Annotated in this window: 15 protein-coding genes and 1 riboswitch; of the genes, 10 read left to right on the forward strand and 5 right to left on the reverse strand. The window is 44.8% G+C overall.

The features are described 5' to 3' along the window. Nucleotides 1–27 precede the first annotated feature (27 nt). The 9 genes from WS34_RS09440 (at nucleotide 28) to cbiD (ending at nucleotide 12,728) form a co-directional block, all read left to right on the forward strand. Nucleotides 28–2,367: a TonB-dependent siderophore receptor gene (locus tag WS34_RS09440; protein ID WP_046404450.1), complete on the forward strand. Its 2,340-nt coding sequence runs from the start codon at nucleotides 28–30 to the stop codon at nucleotides 2,365–2,367. Between the two features lie 126 nt (nucleotides 2,368–2,493). Continuing rightward, nucleotides 2,494–3,912, forward strand: a complete 1,419-nt coding sequence (cobJ, locus tag WS34_RS09445) for a precorrin-3B C(17)-methyltransferase (protein WP_046404452.1) — start codon at nucleotides 2,494–2,496, stop codon at nucleotides 3,910–3,912. Between the two features lie 12 nt (nucleotides 3,913–3,924). Then, nucleotides 3,925–4,554, forward strand: a complete 630-nt coding sequence (locus WS34_RS09450) for a CatA-like O-acetyltransferase (protein WP_046404455.1) — start codon at nucleotides 3,925–3,927, stop codon at nucleotides 4,552–4,554. A 34-nt stretch (nucleotides 4,555–4,588) separates the two neighbouring features. Continuing rightward, nucleotides 4,589–5,776 (forward strand): bifunctional cobalt-precorrin-7 (C(5))-methyltransferase/cobalt-precorrin-6B (C(15))-methyltransferase, encoded by a 1,188-nt coding sequence (locus WS34_RS09455; protein WP_013612606.1) that lies wholly within the window; start codon nucleotides 4,589–4,591, stop codon nucleotides 5,774–5,776. A gap of 22 nt (nucleotides 5,777–5,798) precedes the next feature. Further along, on the forward strand, nucleotides 5,799–7,061 hold the full coding sequence (locus WS34_RS09460) for an Nramp family divalent metal transporter (protein ID WP_118576684.1): 1,263 nt from the start codon (nucleotides 5,799–5,801) through the stop codon (nucleotides 7,059–7,061). Nucleotides 7,062–7,067: 6 nt separating this feature from the next. Then, on the forward strand, nucleotides 7,068–8,240 hold the full coding sequence (locus WS34_RS09465) for a M24 family metallopeptidase (RefSeq protein ID WP_046404460.1): 1,173 nt from the start codon (nucleotides 7,068–7,070) through the stop codon (nucleotides 8,238–8,240). Nucleotides 8,241–8,271: 31 nt separating this feature from the next. Beyond that, nucleotides 8,272–10,098, forward strand: a complete 1,827-nt coding sequence (cobM, locus tag WS34_RS09470; protein WP_046404461.1) for a precorrin-4 C(11)-methyltransferase — start codon at nucleotides 8,272–8,274, stop codon at nucleotides 10,096–10,098. A 63-nt stretch (nucleotides 10,099–10,161) separates the two neighbouring features. Beyond that, complete coding sequence (locus WS34_RS09475) at nucleotides 10,162–10,887, forward strand: transposase (RefSeq protein WP_046403194.1); 726 nt, start codon at nucleotides 10,162–10,164, stop codon at nucleotides 10,885–10,887. 41 nt (nucleotides 10,888–10,928) lie between these two features. Further along, a complete protein-coding gene (gene cbiD / locus WS34_RS09480) occupies nucleotides 10,929–12,728 on the forward strand; it encodes a cobalt-precorrin-5B (C(1))-methyltransferase CbiD (RefSeq protein WP_022160260.1) in 1,800 nt (599 codons plus the stop codon). Between the two features lie 7 nt (nucleotides 12,729–12,735). On the opposite strand, the gene WS34_RS09485 is transcribed toward cbiD, so the two are convergent. The 5 genes from WS34_RS09485 to WS34_RS09505 form a co-directional block, all read right to left on the reverse strand. Beyond that, nucleotides 12,736–13,092 (reverse strand): DUF2023 family protein, encoded by a 357-nt coding sequence (locus WS34_RS09485; protein ID WP_013612600.1) that lies wholly within the window; start codon nucleotides 13,090–13,092, stop codon nucleotides 12,736–12,738. A gap of 10 nt (nucleotides 13,093–13,102) precedes the next feature. After that, nucleotides 13,103–13,606 carry a flavodoxin FldA gene (fldA, locus tag WS34_RS09490; RefSeq protein WP_013612599.1) on the reverse strand — a complete coding sequence of 168 codons (504 nt, stop codon included), beginning with the start codon at nucleotides 13,604–13,606 and terminating at the stop codon, nucleotides 13,103–13,105. Nucleotides 13,607–13,812: 206 nt separating this feature from the next. Then, nucleotides 13,813–14,817, reverse strand: coding sequence for an ABC transporter ATP-binding protein (locus tag WS34_RS09495; protein WP_013612598.1), 1,005 nt, complete (start codon nucleotides 14,815–14,817; stop codon nucleotides 13,813–13,815). Further along, on the reverse strand, nucleotides 14,810–15,853 hold the full coding sequence (locus WS34_RS09500; protein ID WP_046403197.1) for an iron chelate uptake ABC transporter family permease subunit: 1,044 nt from the start codon (nucleotides 15,851–15,853) through the stop codon (nucleotides 14,810–14,812). The genes WS34_RS09495 and WS34_RS09500 overlap by 8 nt, the downstream gene beginning before the upstream one ends. Nucleotides 15,854–15,858: 5 nt before the next feature. Continuing rightward, nucleotides 15,859–17,001, reverse strand: coding sequence for an ABC transporter substrate-binding protein (locus tag WS34_RS09505; RefSeq protein WP_046404465.1), 1,143 nt, complete (start codon nucleotides 16,999–17,001; stop codon nucleotides 15,859–15,861). Nucleotides 17,002–17,024: 23 nt separating this feature from the next. After that, nucleotides 17,025–17,215: riboswitch (cobalamin riboswitch) on the reverse strand. A gap of 147 nt (nucleotides 17,216–17,362) precedes the next feature. Here WS34_RS09505 and WS34_RS09510 point away from each other — a divergent pair. After that, nucleotides 17,363–18,183, forward strand: an 821-nt coding sequence (locus WS34_RS09510; RefSeq protein WP_046404469.1) for a DPP IV N-terminal domain-containing protein, incomplete at its 3' end; no start/stop codon positions are given.

The raw sequence follows: 18,183 nt of genomic DNA on the forward strand, positions 1-18,183 counted from the left end.
ATTGAATTGTTATTAATAGTGCTAAAAATGAAAAAATTAATTTTAGTTTTTGTAATGTGGCCGATGATGGTGTCTGTGTTTGGACAAAATCAGCGGAAAAGTATAACGGATACGGTTTTCCAGTTAGATCAAGCCATTGTGAAAGAAACAATCAAGAAGAAAGTAAACCTTTTGAATCTGGATGTTCCTTTAAAAACATTACCAATGACGGTGACTACTTTGTCGTCGGATGTTTTGGAACGGAAGAATATTCTGAATCTTGAGGATGCTGTCCGTTTTTTACCGGGAGTTACGGTGAAAGATCAGTTGGGAGCTTTTTACCGCTTTTCGGTTCGGGGATCGAATGAGACGGTAGTGGCTGTAGATGGTTTTAGAGATGAGCGTTCGTTATTAAACAATGTACCTTTCGGTGATTTGTCCTCCGTAGAATCTATCGAAGTGTTGAAAGGAGCGGCAGCCGTGTTGAGCGGGCATTCTGTCATGGGTGGAGTGATTAATATTGTGCGTAAAAAAGCCGTTCCTGATTTTACTGCCGGAGCCCGGTTGAGTTATGGGAATTGGGGGGTGAAGTCGACAAGTCTGGATTTCGGTGGGAAATTGGCAGGTCCTTTGACTTATCGGGCAACAGCACATTATTCGACAGGAGATGGATACCGGCATGTACGTGCTGACCGTTTTTCAGCAACGGGATCACTGGCGGCAAATATTGGTAAAACCGGTTATTTCGAGGGAACGTTAGGTTATAGTGATGACAAATACGATACGGAAATAGGATCTGCTCCAACCTATAATCGTGCAGATATCTTCGGTCCCGACGGGAAGGTGGTTATGGCGAAAGGTTCCCGGAATCCCTTTGCCAATTATCATACCATATATAATGATTTCAATAATAATATGATGAAACGCCGGGTGACTGATATTTCTTTATCCTATACGCAGCAACTCGCCTCTTTTATGAAAATACGGGACCGGTTCAGCTGGAATCATAGTGATTTGGATTATGCTGCGGTTGAAGGAATGAGTTACCGGACAGATACGGTGAACCGCTTCAGTGGAGGATATTATTATGAAAACGGCAGTAAAAGATATTATATTGATCTTACCGACTCCCTGAAAACAGGTTCTCCGCTTTGTTTCAGTCCTGACAGCCGGGGATGGACCAATATGCTGGAATTAACGGGAGATTTTAAAACCGGAATAGTGGGACATAAATATATATTGGGTTTTACCTATTCCTATTTTAATTATACACAGTATAATGGCTGGAATGAAGGAGATGTATGGGGACCTGGCTTGAATCAGCTGGTATCGCTGCATAATCCGCAGCTGGTAAGAAATTGGTGGGATTATAAATATTCCGAAGCATCCATTCGGGATTGGAGAACTTCAGGATTATATATACATGACGTGATCGATATAAATAACAAATGGAAAGCGATGGGATCTGCCCGTATGGATTTTTATAATTACCGTACTGCTACTGCTAAAGTAAAAGACGGACGGCAGGAATACGATGAGGCAGACCGGAGTGAATGGAAGAAAGTAAAGACTTCTGCCTTTACCGGTAGGGCAGGTTTAGTGTATATTCCGGTGGAGGAGATTTCTCTCTATGCTTCTTTTGGTTCTCATTTCAAACCTTATAATACGATGTACAGTAGCCGGGTAATTTATCTCGACCGCAATGGAAAGCGGTTTAATCCTTCTAAAGACGGAGGTGAAGTCTTTAAGCCTGAAAAGGGATACCAGGCTGAAATCGGAGTACGGTATATGTGGGCTAACCGGATCGATTTTTCAGGAAGTGTATACTATATCCGGAAAAATAATGTGGTGAAAAATTTAGGAACCCAGGAGGAGAAAGATGAAACAACCGGTGAAATGGTTCAAAAAACGATACAAGCTCAGGTGGGTACTGCCGATTCGCGGGGATTCGATCTGGAGTTGACGGTACATCCCGTTTCTACCTTGGCTGTTACGGGTGGCTTGGGCTGGCAGGACTACCGGATCAGGAAAATCAATCAGAGTAAAGACTATCCGGAATATACCGATCCTAGTAAAAATGTACGGGCTACAGGAATTCCCCGCACTACTTTTTATGTGTATGCCGATTATACCATACCTAAAGGATTATTGAAAAATTTGTCCTTCCATTTGAGCGGAACTTTCCAGGATAAAATATTTACCGATGTAGCCAACCGGGTTTACAACCCTGCTCTGTTTCTTGTAGACGGAGGATTATTCTATACGATAAAGCAAAAAGTCACTTTGGCTTTAAATGTGGATAATCTTTTTGACAAAGAATATTTTAAAAGTACGACGGTATATGGTAAACCGAGAAATTTTACCGGAACGATATCTTACCGTTTTTGATTAAAAATGCATAAAGAGACAAGGGTTTTGTGGTAGATAGCCACAGAATCCTTGTCTCTTTATTTATAATAATAGATGAAATGGATTATCACATTATTTTTATCTTTGTCTTTAAAATGAATTCAAATGAAAAACGGTAAAATATATGTAGCCGGGATCGGGCCCGGTTGTGAGGATGATATTACTCCTGCAGTGAAGAAAGCGGTGTCGGTATCGGATGTCGTGGTCGGATATAACTATTATTTTTCTTTTATACAGCCCTTTGTCATGGAAGGGGCAGAGTGTGTCGATTCCGGGATGAGAAAAGAATGGGACCGGGCTCAGATGGCGTTCGGGTATGCCGAACAGGGTAAAACCGTTTGTGTCATCAGTTCCGGTGACGCCGGAATCTATGGAATGGCGCCTTTAGTCTGGGAGATGAAGCGGGAAAGAGGTTCTGAAATCGAAATCGAAGTATTACCCGGTATCAGTGCTTTTCAGAAAGCGGCTTCTTTGCTCGGAGCACCTGTCGGACATGATTTCTGTGTGATTTCGCTGTCTGATTTGATGACTCCCTGGGAAAAAATAGAAAAACGGATTGAGGCTGCTGCCGCTGCCGATTTTATCACTGCTGTATACAACCCCAAAAGTGAAGGACGTTATTGGCAATTATACCGTCTGAAAGAAATCTTTCTGCAACAACGGGCAGGGAATACCCCGGTGGGTTATGTCCGTCAGGCCGGACGGCCGGAGCAGGAGGTAACCGTGACCACCCTGGCCGATTTCGATCCGGAACAGATAGACATGTTCACCGTAGTACTTTTGGGAAACTCCCAGTCTTATAACTGGCAAGGAAAAATGATCACCCCCCGCGGATATTACCAAAAAATGAAACACGGGGACGGGGGTTTTGTTTCAAAGCCAGGTCAGGAGATCATGATCCGTAGTTTCCGGACGATCGCTTCGGAGTTGAAGCATCCCGATATCCCGCTGGATCGCAAATGGGTTTTATTGCATACGATACATACCACTGCCGATTTCGATATGGAAAATATATTCTATGCCGACGAGGGGGCGGTGGATTCGATCTACCGGGCTTTAAGCGGGGGGAAAGTAAAGACTATCGTCACGGATGTCACGATGGCTGCTTCGGGAATCCGGAAAGGGGCACTCGAACGTTTAGGTTTGGAAGTGAAGTGTTATTTGGCCGATCCGCGGGTTGCAGAGATGGCTTCCCGGATGAATATTACCCGTACACAAGCAGGTATCCGGCTGGCTACGGAAGAGCATCCCGATGCACTTTATGTTTTCGGTAATGCGCCGACAGCATTGATGGAATTGTGTTCCCTGATGCGGAGAGGAAAGGCTTGTCCTGTCGGCGTGGTCGGTGCTCCGGTCGGTTTTGTAAACGTACGTGAATCCAAGCATATGCTGAAATCTTTTACGGCTGTTCCTAAAATTATTATCGAAGGCCGGAAAGGAGGGAGCAATCTGGCTGCAACGATTGTGAATGCCATTCTTTGTTTCGACGATGCAGGGCAGTTATTGCCGGGGAGAGACCTTTAAAGATGGTGTAGGATGGATAAGGTAATCGATATACAAAATTGGACACGGAAAGAAGAATACCTGTTTTTCAGGACTTTTCTTAATCCGATGATTTCTGTTACGGTTGAGGTGGATTGTACGACGGCTTACCGGAAGGCAAAAGAACGACAACAGCCCTTTTCATTGTATTATATGCATGCAGCTGTAACGGCGGCTAATCGCATCGAGGAATTTCGTTACCGGCAAGTAGGAGAAGAGGTCATACTTTATGAACGAATCGATTTATTTACGCCTGTACAAAATGCTGACGGCAGTTATCGTTCTGTCCGTTTGCCTGCGATAGAAACATTCGAAGATTTCCTGGCTGTTGCCCGGCCTCTTATCGAGGCTGCAAAGCGTGGAGAAGGAGAGGTACATAATGAGGTCGGACAAGGTAGGGATATTTTGTTGATCAGTGTGAATCCCTGGTATCGTTTTACAAATGTACAACTTGCTATTCCCGGAGAACCTCACCAGAATATTCCGATTTTTACTTTCGGTAAGATAGAAGAACGGGAAGGTAAGCGGATCATGCCGGTGGCTTTATCGGTTAACCACGGTTTTGTCAGCGGCTATCAGATCGGATTGTATTTGAAGGAGTTCCAGCGATTGTTGGACCGATAGTTTTCTGATGAATCCGGAATGAAAATAGAGACAAATGAAAAAATTCTATATCATAGGCATCGACGATAATGGCCAAAGGGAATTTCAGGCTGAAGTTCGGGAGATCATTACAACTCATCGGGTATTTTCCGGGGGGAAGCGTCATTATGAGTTGATGCGCGACCGTCTGCCGGAACAGTATGTTTGGATTGATATCACCGTACCTCTGGAGGAGGTTTTTGAGAAATATGCCGCTTATTGCGAAGTGGTGGTTTTTGCCTCGGGTGATCCGCTTTTTTTCGGATTTGCCAATACGGTAAAGAGCCGTTTACCGGAAGCGGAGATACAAGTCTTCCCCTGGTTCAATTCTTTACAAATGCTGGCTCATCGTTTGGTCATTCCTTATCAGGATATGGAGGTCGTTTCCCTTACGGGGCGTCCGTGGCATGAGTTCGACCGGGCTTTGATTGCAGGAAAGGAAAAGATCGGGGTGTTGACCGACCGTCAGCATACTCCGGTAGCGATTGCCGGGCGTATGTTGGAATACGGGTATGCCGGCTATCGGATGCATATCGGTGAAATGCTGGGAAATGTGACCGAACGGGTACGGACGATGGAATTGCCTGAGGTGTTGCGTTCGGATTTTGCGTTTCCGAATTGTCTGATGCTTGAAAGGACCGGGCTGCGGAGCCGCCCTTTCGGTATTCCTGAAAATCGATTTTGTCTATTGGACGGGCGTGCTAAAATGATTACCAAGATGCCTGTCCGTTTACTTACACTCAGTATGCTGGATTTACATAACCGGCATAGCTTCTGGGATATCGGTTTTTGTACAGGTTCCGTGTCTGTCGAGGCCAAATTGCAATTTCCTCATTTGCATATCACGGCTTTTGAAGTTCGTGAGGAAGGGCGTGAATTACTTGAAAAGAATAGCCGGAAATTCGGTACTCCGGGAATAACGGGAGTTATCGGTGATTTTACAGAAGCCGATTTATCGGTTTATCCGGTTCCTGATGCTGTTTTTATCGGTGGACACGGTGGAAAACTTGCCCGTATCCTGACGATATTAGCCGGTATTATGCCTGTAGGAGGTATTGTCGTTTTTAATTCGGTTTCCGAAGAGAGTCTGAATTTATTTCGTCAGGAAGCGGTCCGGTCCGGTTTCCGTCTGACGGACGAATGCCGGATTGCTGTGGACGATCACAATCCGATAACGGTATTGAAAGCTTGTGCAGAGGCGTAAAATTGAATTTAAATGGATGTTTATGTTTCACTTTATCCGTAAGTCGTTGAAAACGGCAAAACACCATCCCCGGTTAGGAGGACTGGAGATTTTAAAATATATCGGTCCCGGTTTATTGGTTACTGTGGGATTTATCGATCCGGGGAATTGGGCTTCGAATCTGGCAGCCGGTGCCGATTATGGTTACACCCTTTTGTGGATGGTATCGTTGTCTACGGTCATGTTGATCATTTTGCAGCATAATGTGGCTCACTTGGGGATTGCTACCGGGCTGTGTCTTTCCGAAGCTACCATGACCTATATCCGGCCGAAATATGCTAAAATGATGTTGTGGACGGCTATGGGAGCTTCGGTGTCCACCTCCCTGGCCGAAATTTTGGGAGGAGCGATCGCTTTGGAAATGTTGTTCGGTATTCCGGTGCGGATTGGAGCTATATTGACTACCGTTTTCGTATGTATTATGCTTTTTACCAATTCCTATCGGGTGATCGAACGTTGGATCATCGCTTTTGTGTCTATTATCGGATTATCTTTTATTTACGAACTGTCCCTAGTACATATCGATTGGGGAGAAGCGGCTCTCGCGTGGGTGACTCCTTCTTTTCCTGAAGGTTCGATGGTCGTGATCATGAGTGTTTTGGGAGCAGTGGTGATGCCGCATAATTTATTTCTTCATTCCGAGGTTATTCAGAGCCGGCAATGGAACCTTGAAGACGATAAAGTGATTCGCAGGCAGTTGCGTTATGAGTTTTGGGATACTTTCTTATCCATGATGATCGGTTGGGCAATCAATAGTGCCATGATCCTATTGGCGGCAGCCACTTTTTTCAAAAGCGGTAGTACGGTCAATGAGTTACAGGATGCCAGTGCTTTATTGCAACCGCTTTTAGGAAATAATGCCGCTGTGATTTTTGCCGTGGCTTTGTTGTTTGCCGGCATCGCTTCGACCATTACTTCGGGAATGGCTGCCGGTTCGATCTTTGCCGGCATTTACCGGGAGCCTTACGACATCAAAGACAGTCATTCCCGTTGGGGGGTATTGCTTTCACTGGTGATGGCATTGATTATTATCATGCTGGTTTCTAATCCGTTTATGGGACTCATCTATTCCCAAATGATCCTGAGTATTCAGTTGCCCGTTACGATTTTCCTGCAGGTATATCTGACTTCTTCCGGGAAAGTCATGGGTAAATATAAAAACCGGACTTCTACAAAATGGATCTTATATATTTTGGGAGGGATTGTGACCGTATTGAATGTGATGTTATTTATCAGTATGTTTTGAAGATAGATGGAGAGAAAGCAAATGGAGAACGAGTTGGAGTTGAAATGGCGACGGATTCAGCAGGCTATGCGGCAGGAAGAAGCTGACGGATGTTTGCTGACGATGAATATGAATTTGTACTATGTGTCAGGGCAGGTGTTTAACGGTTATTTTTATCTTCCGGCGGAGGGACGGCCTTATTGGTTTGTCAAGCGACTGACTATACCCGAAACAAATCAGGTACATGTTATCCGGAAACCGGAACAAATACCGGACTTTTTTCGGGACCTGAATCTGGCAATGCCCCGGAAGCTACTTCTTGAGGCGGACGAGCTTTCTTATAATGAATATATCCGTTTGCAACATGTATTCCGGGCTGAAGCTACGGGTAACGCTTCTGCCTTGATACGGCACATCCGAATGATCAAGACACCTTGGGAAATAGAGCAAATGCGTATCTCTGCCAGGAAGCATGAGGCGGTCTATCGTGAGATTCCAGCCTGTTACCGGCCTGGGATGAGGGATATTGAATTGCAGATCGAAATTGAAAAGCGGATGCGGGTACATGGTTCCCTGGGTTATTTCCGGGCCTTTGGTTCGAATATGGATATCTTTATGGGAAGTCTGTTGGCAGGAGAAAATGCCGGAGAACCTTCCCCTTTTGACTTTGCCTTGGGGGGAACGGGAATGCATGCTTCGGGGCCTTTGGGAGCGAACGGGACTTTGTTGAGGGAAGGAACTACGGTAATGGCGGATATGTCGGGAAACTATACTGCCTATCAAACGGATATGACCCGGGTGTTTTCAATCGGGAAATTACCGGACCGGGCCTACCGGGTGCATCGTGTCGCTTTGGAAATACAGGCTCGCATGGAACGAGCGGCAAAACCCGGGGTGCCCTGTGCCGAATTGTATCGGGATGCTTTGGCAATGGCCGGACAAGAAGGGTTGGAGGATTGTTTTATGGGTACCCGTTTTCAGGCAAAATTCGTCGGACATGGCGTTGGATTGGAAATAAATGAATTGCCTGTATTGACCACCCGCTCGAAGGATATACTACAACCGGGAATGACTTTTGCTTTTGAACCGAAGTTCGTGTTGGCAGGAATCGGAGCCGTGGGGATTGAGAATACATTTTTAGTGACAGATTCCGGTGTGGAAAAAATGACTTTATTGGATGAGAATATAATTGAATTATAACTGTAGCTAATTAAATATGATGATAAATACAATGAAAACAGCTATGATAATCGCTTCGGATGCCGGGGCACGAACTGCCGGAATTATCCGGGAAGAACTAGGTAAGGAAGTGGACCTGTTCTCTGTATCGGAACGGAGCGGGTGTGTCCGGATCGATTCGATCACTGATTTTACCTTAAGGCATTTCGGGGATTACGAAGCTTTTGTTTTTATCGGGGCGATGGGAATTTGTGTACGGGCGATCGCTCCTTGTGTGACTTCGAAATATGCAGATCCTGCCGTAGTCAATGTGGACGCTACCGGACATTTTGTTGTGTCGGTTCTGGCCGGCCATGTCGGTGGCGCAAATGCCCTGACCGAACGGTTGGCCCGTATATTAGGGGCTCAGCCTGTGGTTACGACCCAAAGTGATAATACCGGATTATGGGCTTTGGATTTGTTAGGTAAAGAGAATGGCTGGAAAATGGAATACCGGCGTTCCTTGAATGAGCTGATTTCCATTTTCGTCAACCAGCGGCCGACGGCCCTGTTGTTGGATATACGCGATGAGGGAACCGACCGGCTTGAACATTCACGACCGGCCCATGTGGATGTCTATTATCATTTCGAGGATATTCCGGCAGGACGTTATGGGCTGATTATTGCTGTTACTCCCTGTTTGTATGAATGTGAAACACCGATTTTATATTATCATCCGGCTGTACTTCATTTGGGGGTAGGATGCCGTAAGCAGTGTAACCCGACCGGTATTTGGGCTTATATTGGTGATGAATTGAAACGGCATGGACTTTCTCCTTTAGCTGTTAAGGTAGTGACAACTATTGAGTTGAAAAAAGATGAACCTATGGTCGCTGATCTGGTTCGGAATCTGTCTGCTAAAATGCAGATTTACAGGTCTGAGGAACTGAAGGATATAGAAGTACCGAATCCCTCCGGGAAGGTATTCGAGGTGACAGGCGCCTATAGTGTTTCCGAAGCAACTGCTTTGAAAAGTGCCGGGAATACGAAATTATTGCTGGAAAAACAGAAGGGACAGGTTACTCCGGGGAATGATTTTACTTTTGCCGTTGCTCTGGATAGAGAAGCGGAACGAAGCGGTTTCATCGAGATCGTCGGGGCAGGTCCCGGTGATCCGGAACTGGTTTCTGTCCGGGGGAAAAGGTTATTGGAAAAAGCCGATTTGATTCTTTATGCAGGAAGTCTGGTGCCAATCGAGCTTACTTATTATGCAAAGCCGGGGGCGACTGTGCGTAGCTCGGCTTCCATGACTCTGGAAGAGCAATTTGCATTGATGAAAGAGTTTTATGACAGGGGATTATTTATTGTCCGGTTACATACCGGGGATCCTTGTATTTATGGGGCTATCCAGGAGCAAATGGCCTTTTTCGACCGGTACGGTATGCGTTACCGGATTACACCGGGTATCTCTTCTTTCCTGGCTGCTGCTGCTGCATTGCGTTCACAGTTTACCATACCTGAAAAGGTTCAGAGTATTATTCTCACCCGTGGAGAGGGGCGTACACCGATGCCGGAAAAGGAAAAACTCCATCTGTTGGCCCGGGCACAAAGCACGATGTGCATTTTCCTGAGTGCTTCGATTGCCGAAGAAGTACAGCGTGAATTACTGGAATGTTATCCTCCCGAGACTCCTGTGGCAGCCTGTTATCACCTGACCTGGAAAGACGAAAAGATTTTCCGGGGCGAACTCCGTAATTTGGCGGCAATAATGAAAGAGAACAATTTGACCTTGACCACCATGATTGTAGTCGGCGAAGCAATCGGTAACCGGGAAGGTTTGTCAAAACTCTACTCCAGCCATTTCACCCACCTGTTTCGTGGAACAAAGGGACGGGGATAATGTTTCATTTTGTTGTGTGGAATTTTTTTTGTAAATTTAACTTGTGGTTAAATTGGCAAAAAAATGTCCCGGCAGGCTCGTCAACAGTCCAATACAGGTGTATACCACGTCATCCAACGTGGTGTTAATCGTATGTTGATATTCCATGAAGACGCTGATCGACGGATGTTTCTCGATCTTTTGAAATCACAGGCTGGTGAATTTTTCAAAGTGTATTGTTTTTGTTTGATGGATAATCACATTCATCTTATCGTAAAAACCAGTCGCTTGAGTTTTTATATTCATCGGATTTTGACGGCGTATGCGATATGGTTTAATCATAAATATGAACGGGAGGGTTATCTTTTTCAAGATCGTTTTAAAAGTGAGGTCATTGAAGATCAGGGTTACTTGTTGCGTTGTTTTCGGTATGTGCTGCAAAATCCCTTGAAAGCAGGTTTGTGTCATAAAATTTCGGAATACCGGTGGAACAGTTATTCGGTATATTTTAATCCGGTGGATTCTTTTGTTTCCACTGAATTTTTAACTTTGTTTTTCGATAGTAAAGCAGATTTTCAGGCCTATATGTTAGAAGATGAAGACGGGGAATTCATGGAAGCGGGATATCAATTTAAAGATCATGAGGTCCGGAAATTGTTGGAAGAAATGTTGGAAGGGAAAAGTTTTGAGATTTTAACTAAAGTTGAACAGAGACAGGTGCTGAAAGTATTGAAACAGAATCCGAACATTGGATTACGGCAACTTGCCCGTATTACAGGGGTCAGTTTAGGTATAATCCATCGTTTGTAAATGAAACATTACCCCCGTCCCTTTGTTTTAAAAAGGAAAAAATGATATTGGTATTTGGTGGAACTACAGAAGGTAGGGCTGCAGTAGAGACTTTGGATGAAGCCGGGCAAACTTATTATTATTCAACCCGGGGAAACGGACAGCAAGTGGAGTGTATACACGGCATTCGGCTGGCGGGAGCTATGGAAGTGAAAGAGATGATCGATTTCTGCCGGGAACATGGGATTCAATTGTTGGTAGATGCTGCTCATCCGTTTGCCGAACAACTGCACAAGAATATAGGACAAGCTGCTGAAGAATTGAATATTCCGGTTGTTCGTTACGAACGGATTTATCCTCCCCGTGATCCGGACCTGATCTGGTGTGATTCGTATGCAGAAGCTTGTGTATGGTTGAAAAATCAGGGAATACGGAATTTACTGGCGTTGTCCGGTGTGCAGACCATACCTAAATTGAAGGCTTATTGGTTGGAAAATCCTTGTTGGTTCCGGGTACTCGATCGGCCTGAGTCCCGGCAATTAGCTTTAAAATATGGATTCCCGGCAGGGAAGCTGATTTTTTGGGAAGAGGGAAAAGAGGAAAGGGAGTTGTTATTGCAATTACGCCCCGATGCTATCCTGACCAAGGAGAGCGGCCGGTCCGGTTATTTCCGTGAAAAGGTCGAAGCTGCCCGGAAATCAGGTATTCCGGTTGTTGTGATCAAACGTCCGGCATTGCCCGAGGGATTCTATGTCGTAACCGGGAACAACGGTTTGCGGCACCGCATAGAACGTCTGTTGCCCGGATTTTATCCATTGCATAGTGGTTTCACGACCGGTAGCTGTGCCTGTGCTGCTGCAAAAGCGGCTTTATCGACTCTGCTGACGGGAGAAGTGTTGAATCAGGTGACGATCACTCTACCTGACGGCGAAGAAGTCGAATTGCCTGTGAGCCGTACAGAGAAGGACGGACAGAGTATAATCTGCACGGTGGTCAAAGACGCGGGAGATGATCCTGACGTGACTAATAAACGGGAAATCTGTGCAAAAGTAATGCTTTCTAAAGAAACCGGTATTCGTTTTGCCGCAGGGAAAGGAGTAGGTATCGTAACTTTGCCCGGATTGGGTTTGGAGATAGGAGAACCGGCTATAAATCCGACTCCCCGAAAGATGATGGCCGCCGAGACAGAAAAAATTCTGGAAGCTCATCGTATACCGAAACAAGGAGTAGTCATCGAGATTTCGGTACCCGATGGAGAAGAACTGGCTCTCAAAACTTTCAATCCGAAATTAGGTATTGTCGGGGGAATTTCCATTATCGGTACTTCCGGAGTGGTCCGTCCTTTTTCGTCCGAAGCTTTCGTTGCGACCATCCGTAAAGAAATACAGGTAGCTAAAGCATTGGGATGCCGGCATATCGTCATTAATTCGGGAGCTAAAAGTGAGCGGATCCTCCGTGAACGTTTCCCTGAAATGATACCTCAGGCTTTTGTCCATTATGGTAATTATATCGAAGAGACCTTGAAAATCATAGAGGAAGAAGGTATCGGGCGGGTAACGATGGGGATTATGATCGGCAAAGCGGTGAAATTGGCCGAGGGGCATGGGGATACGCATAGCCGGAATGTAGTTATGAACCGCGATTTTATCATCGGTTTGGCGAAGGAAGCCGGTTGTGATGACGGGATTTGTGCCCGCATTTCTGAAATGACTTTAGCCCGGGAATTATGGAACATGTTACCGGCCGATCATCCGTTTTTCTCCTTCCTTTTGAAAAAATGCGAGGAAGTTTGTTATTCCTATATAAAGGGAGAAAAAAAGTGTATAATTGAACTGATGCTGATTTCTGAAGAGTCCTTATGATTAATTATCAGGCACTTTGGATTAAAGTTTTACGATGGTTATAACGTTCGCATTGCTGACACACATCATATCCCAGCATGGTACCCAGGATAAAATCTTCTTCGGGGGTTAACAGGTTTAATGGACGGTTGCAGATTAACCGGACAATATCGATACATTCTTTTTTTCCGAAAAACAAGTTCAGTCGGTGAGCATTGATGGGACAGATTTCATATTCAAGACCTGATTTTTCTAATCTTTGTATGGCAAAAGATTCATCGGTTTTGTCTATCGTACACAATGCCATGTACCGTATACCTTTTTGTAATTCGTAGATATGGTGTACGAATATTTTCATGTCTCCGGATAAAATGCAACTATCCATGATCAGGGTATTAAATTTCTTTTTTCAACGCATCGGTCCAGTTTTGTATACGGAGTTCCGTTTTATCCGCTTCGTTGTTTTCGTCGATCAATAATCCGACCAGCTGTCCGTCGATTTCGGCAGTGGAGGCATCATAGGTATAATCCGAAGGATCGACAGTTCCGATAAACGTAGCTCCTGTACCCTGTAATTTTTCATAGATGATCCCGACGGCATCACAGAAAGTAGATCCGAACGACATGGCATCCCCACAACCGAATAGGGCTATTTTTTTACCACTTAGATTTTTTCCGGCTAATTGTTCCAGAAAATCATACCAATCATCCTGCAATTCTCCCGATCCCCAGGTCGAACTTCCTAAGATGAGCAGTTCATACTCTTCAGCTACTTTAGCATCGGTATTTCCTACATTGTACACCTCACTGCTACCGACCCCCAGATGAGAAGCGATCTGCTCCGCTACTGATTCGGTTGTTCCGGTTGTTGAACCGTAAAATATTCCAATCTTTTTCATATTTCATGTTTTAATTAATAAGATCGGAACGAAAATACGCGATTCTATCGGGTTGGAAAATCCCCTCTTTTAGTGAAATTGATCAGAGAAATACCCTAAAAATAGGGAGTTGTATATAGATATTTCGACCGGATTATTTGAGACAGGACAGTATTTATTCCAACAATGCGTCGATCGAATTAGCACAAAACCCCTGTCTCTGTATGTTACAGTGTTAGTTTTTCTAATAATTCTTCTATTGTATGGACTATAATATCTTCCTGGTGAGGAAAATGCAATATGAATTGATCAGGCTGCCTGTTGGTTTCAATGTAAACAGCTGAGTCAATATCGCGATTGGCCAGGATCTCATTTCGTTGAAGGGCTTTACGTACCATGGCATAGCGATAGCCGTGTCCGGTCAGACGGATTTCGTACCGATAATTGTTGGTGATGCGGAAAAGTCCTGATTCCATGTCGAAAGTAATCCCTTTGCGGGCGAAAAAACGACTGAGGTATCCTTCCAGGGCAAGGTCTTCCGGCGTACCGGAGGTGATACCGTTCACCTTATCCATCAGCCAAATCTTATCGGCGATCTGGAGGGCTAGTTCCAGATCATGAGTCGAAAGAAAAATCGTTTTATCGGTTTCGCGGGTCAGGTGATGAAGCAGTTGCATGATTTCGACTTTGCTTGGGAAATCGAGGAAAGCGGTCGGCTCATCCAGATAAATGACCGGTGTCTCCTGAGCCAAAGCTTTGGCGATCATTGCTTTCTGACGTTCACCGTCACTTAGGGTATGAAGCATTCGGGAAGCCAGAGGATGAATATTGACCAGCCCGATCGCTTTATCCACGATCTCATCGTCAGCCCGGCTTAATTTACCCCAAAAACCTGTATAAGGACTACGGCCCATACCGATTAATTCCCGGACCGTCATATTGCGGATATCACATTTTTCGGTCAACACGACACTGATCACCGTGGATAAGGCCTTGTCCGTATATTTTTCCAATTTTTTTCCAGCCAGGTAAATATCTCCGCTCAATTTGGGCTGGAAGGCCGAAAGGGTGCGCAGTAGGGTGGATTTTCCAATACCGTTCGTTCCTAAAAGGCAGGTCAGTTCACCGGCATAAATATCACTGCAAATATTTTCGGCTACAATTTTAGGGCGTACTTTCCCTTTATAGCCGATCGTCAGGTTACGGAGTTGTATGGTGGCGGTCTTATTCATTCAGTTCGTTTTTACGTTTACGGAATAATACCGAAGCAACAACCGGAGCTCCGATGAGTGCCGTGACCGAATTAACCGGCAGGGCTCCTTCGAAACCCGGCATGCGTGCGATCAGATTACAGGCCAAAGCCAGGGAGGCGCCCATAACCAGACAGGCCGGCATCAAAAGCCGGTGATCCGAAGTTTGGAAAACAGCCCGGCACAGGTGAGGGACTGCCAAGCCTAAAAAGATGATCGGACCGCAATAGGCCGTAACAATAGCCGTCAATACGCCCGAACAGGTGATCACCAGAACTCTGGCCCGTTTGATATTCAATCCCAGATTCCGGGCATAACCCTCTCCCAGCATCAATAAGTTTAATGTTTTCACCAACAAAAAAGACAAGGGGATCAAGATGGCCATGATCGTAACAAAAAGCATCATTTGATTACCGGATACCCGTGAGAAACTTCCCAGCCCCCAGATAACATAGGTTTTAATATCTTCTTCTACACTAAAAAATTTTAAAATACCGATGATGGCATTCGCCAGGTAACCGATCATCACTCCGATAATAAGCAGGGTAACGTTTCCTTTTACTTTATGTGAAGCGAAAACAATCAGTGCCATAACGGATAACGAACCGGCGACGGCAGCGATCGAAAGCGCCACTTCTCCGAAAAGACCGAGGTGGCTGAGGGCTACTCCGCCTATGCTACCTGAAAAAAGTACGACGAAAGCAACTCCCATACTGGCTCCTGAGCTGATTCCTAATACAGAAGGTCCTGCCAGGGGATTGCGAAATACCGTTTGCATCTGCAAGCCACTGATCGACAGACCTGCTCCGGCGACCAAGGCGGTCAATGCCTGCGGAAAACGCGATTTCCAAATGATATTCTGCCAGGTTTGAGGCTCATCTCCTGTACCGGTAAAGATGTGCCATACCGCACTCATCGGTATACGAACCGAACCCAATACCATGTTGAGGAATAAGAATACAACTATACTTAACATGATAAGCAGGATAAAAGTTGTATTTCGTCCGGTTGAAGCCATAGTGATTAGTCTTTTAACTGATGATAGTATACCGGTACGTAATCCGGTAATAATTCCGGGTGAAACACTTTAATGAAATCGGCAAGTAATAATTCCGGTTCCATGGGCATATTTTCGTAATAGGGTTTTTCACGCATATTACAATAAATCACTCCTTTTTGTTTGAAAGCCTTAAAGTCACCGTAACGTTCGTCCTGGGCTAAAAGTGTTTCGTAGGTATATTGTCCCGGGTAGCTATTCAGGATGCGCCAGTAATCTGCCTGGTCGGCTTGATTGTATACCGTTTCGAAATCGAGATATACGCCGCCTGAACGGGGATCGTCTTTCAGGAAATAATCGGCTCCGGCATCTTCGAACACTTGTGCCAGAAAACTTTGTCCTCCTACGGCATACCATGTTCCTCCGTGTATTTCACCGCTGAGTACGACCGGCCGGTGTTCGACCCGGGCTGTCAATCTTTTCAGATCATTGTATTTTTGTTCTATCTCATTGAATATTTTATTCGCCTTTTCTTCCTCTCCGATTAAAAGACCGACAAATTTAATCCACTCGGCTTGTCCCAATGGAGTCGTTTCTTTATAACCCAAATGAGGGACTAGTGGAATATCTACTTCTTTCATAGCGTCGTAGCCCCCTTGTTTGAAGGGAGAGATGAGGATCAGGTCGGGAGCGAGGTTCATAATGATTTCCGCATCGAAATTACCCTCGATACCGATTTTCTGAGTTTTCCCTTCGGCTAACTGTTGTTTGATCGTTGCATTATTCAAAAAGCGGGTACTGCTGATTCCCACGACTTGGGAAGTTGCTCCGAGCTTGATAAAATTAGAGAGTTGTAAAGAAGTCATACAGATGACGCCCCGGATCGGCAGATCGAGTACAGGTATATGCGGGGGAAGCTCAGGATGTGTGTCTCGCTGTCTTAGGGCGAAGGTATATTCCGAACCGGTTTCGCTTTGAGGATCTTTGATATGAAGGAGTCGGTAATTTTCGTGTTGTTCCAGCCAGAAGCCTTGTGCATAACGAATATTCGAACGATCTGTTTGTGTAGCGACAGGGTTTTGTTTTTTGCGGTTACCTGAACGACAGGAACCTAAGGCCAGACAAAAACCGATGGTAAATACCAGTGATAAAAAATAAATCTTTTTCATGCTCTTTTCCTCCGAAAGAAATTTGTTTATTAGCTATGATCGGCAGGTTTTCTGGCTTGTCATCTTTTCTCCTTCCCAAAACGCCCAGGTTTCAGTGGATCATTGAAAAGACCTGCAAAATGACAGTAATGACTTTACAGCTGCGGGGACAGCTTCGGGTTTTCACCGAATTCCCAAATTCCCATGCGGGGATACCGATGCTGCTACAAAGATAGTATTTTAGGCACTTTATCCTGTTAATTTTGTCCAAATTATAAAAAGAATAAATAAAGATTACTACTTTTGGTCACCATGTACTTTTATTTATTGGCCTTTATGAAAGTATGTGTATATGATAATAAGTAGAACGCAAAATGTAAACATGATGAAAAAGATCCTTTTTTTCGCTTTTTTCTGTTGTGCTTTTTTTTCTTATGCACAGAAAGCAGATTTAAAAAATTGTTACAAGTATTCGGAAGAAAATCTGAAGAAGTATTATCACTCTTTGAGTGTATTTCCTTCCTGGATATCCGGGACAGATATGTTTTGGTATAATTATATTACGCCCGGAGGTGCTAAATACTATCTGGTCGATCCGGTCCGTAAAAAAAAACTGGAAATGTTTGACATGGAAGATATGATCGGTAAATTAACCCAAGCTACGGGGATATCATTTAATATCAAAGATTTCCGATTGGGAGGGCTGAAATTTGATGAGGGGGATCCGTATTGTTTTTCTTTTTCCAAGGGAGGACTGGATTTTCATTACAATATCAGAACCCGGGAGCTGAAAAAACTGGACCCTGAACAAGCCTGCCGTTTTTATCCTCCGGCATCCCCTTATTGGTTAAAGTTTTCCCCTGACAGTAGTTACAGTATATATGCTTACCGGCACAATCTGTATCTGCTGAACAGGCAGGATACGGTTCCGGTACAGTTGACCACAGATGGAGAGAAGTATTATTCCTATAGTAATCAGAAGGACAGCGATTCGGATAAAAATACAACTCCCAATATTGTGTGGGCTGGAAATTCTAAGGTGTTTTACTGCTTACGTCAGGACAGGCGTAAGGTTGAAAATTGCTGGGTAGTTGATAATCTGGCCGAACCACGTCCTAAATTGCGTACTTATAAATTCCCTATGCCGGGTGAAAAATATGTTTTTACCTACGATCTGCATTTGTTTTATCCGGAAACCTGCCA

The sequence above is a fragment of the Odoribacter sp. N15.MGS-14 genome (genome assembly GCF_000980245.1).
Lineage (GTDB): Bacteria > Bacteroidota > Bacteroidia > Bacteroidales > Marinifilaceae > Odoribacter > Odoribacter splanchnicus.

Bases quoted from the DNA above. Each gene is read 5' to 3' on its own strand.
- WS34_RS09440 (WP_046404450.1), top strand. From the start codon at position 28: ATGAAAAAATTAATTTTAGTTTTTGTAATGTGGCCGATGATGGTGTCT.
- cobJ (WP_046404452.1), top strand. From the start codon at position 2,494: ATGAAAAACGGTAAAATATATGTAGCCGGGATCGGGCCCGGTTGTGAG.
- WS34_RS09450 (WP_046404455.1), top strand. From the start codon at position 3,925: ATGGATAAGGTAATCGATATACAAAATTGGACACGGAAAGAAGAATAC.
- WS34_RS09455 (WP_013612606.1), top strand. From the start codon at position 4,589: ATGAAAAAATTCTATATCATAGGCATCGACGATAATGGCCAAAGGGAA.
- WS34_RS09460 (WP_118576684.1), top strand. From the start codon at position 5,799: ATGTTTCACTTTATCCGTAAGTCGTTGAAAACGGCAAAACACCATCCC.
- WS34_RS09465 (WP_046404460.1), top strand. From the start codon at position 7,068: ATGGAGAGAAAGCAAATGGAGAACGAGTTGGAGTTGAAATGGCGACGG.
- cobM (WP_046404461.1), top strand. From the start codon at position 8,272: ATGAAAACAGCTATGATAATCGCTTCGGATGCCGGGGCACGAACTGCC.
- WS34_RS09475 (WP_046403194.1), top strand. From the start codon at position 10,162: ATGTCCCGGCAGGCTCGTCAACAGTCCAATACAGGTGTATACCACGTC.
- cbiD (WP_022160260.1), top strand. From the start codon at position 10,929: ATGATATTGGTATTTGGTGGAACTACAGAAGGTAGGGCTGCAGTAGAG.
- WS34_RS09485 (WP_013612600.1), bottom strand. From the start codon at position 13,092: ATGGATAGTTGCATTTTATCCGGAGACATGAAAATATTCGTACACCAT.
- fldA (WP_013612599.1), bottom strand. From the start codon at position 13,606: ATGAAAAAGATTGGAATATTTTACGGTTCAACAACCGGAACAACCGAA.
- WS34_RS09495 (WP_013612598.1), bottom strand. From the start codon at position 14,817: ATGAATAAGACCGCCACCATACAACTCCGTAACCTGACGATCGGCTAT.
- WS34_RS09500 (WP_046403197.1), bottom strand. From the start codon at position 15,853: ATGGCTTCAACCGGACGAAATACAACTTTTATCCTGCTTATCATGTTA.
- WS34_RS09505 (WP_046404465.1), bottom strand. From the start codon at position 17,001: ATGAAAAAGATTTATTTTTTATCACTGGTATTTACCATCGGTTTTTGT.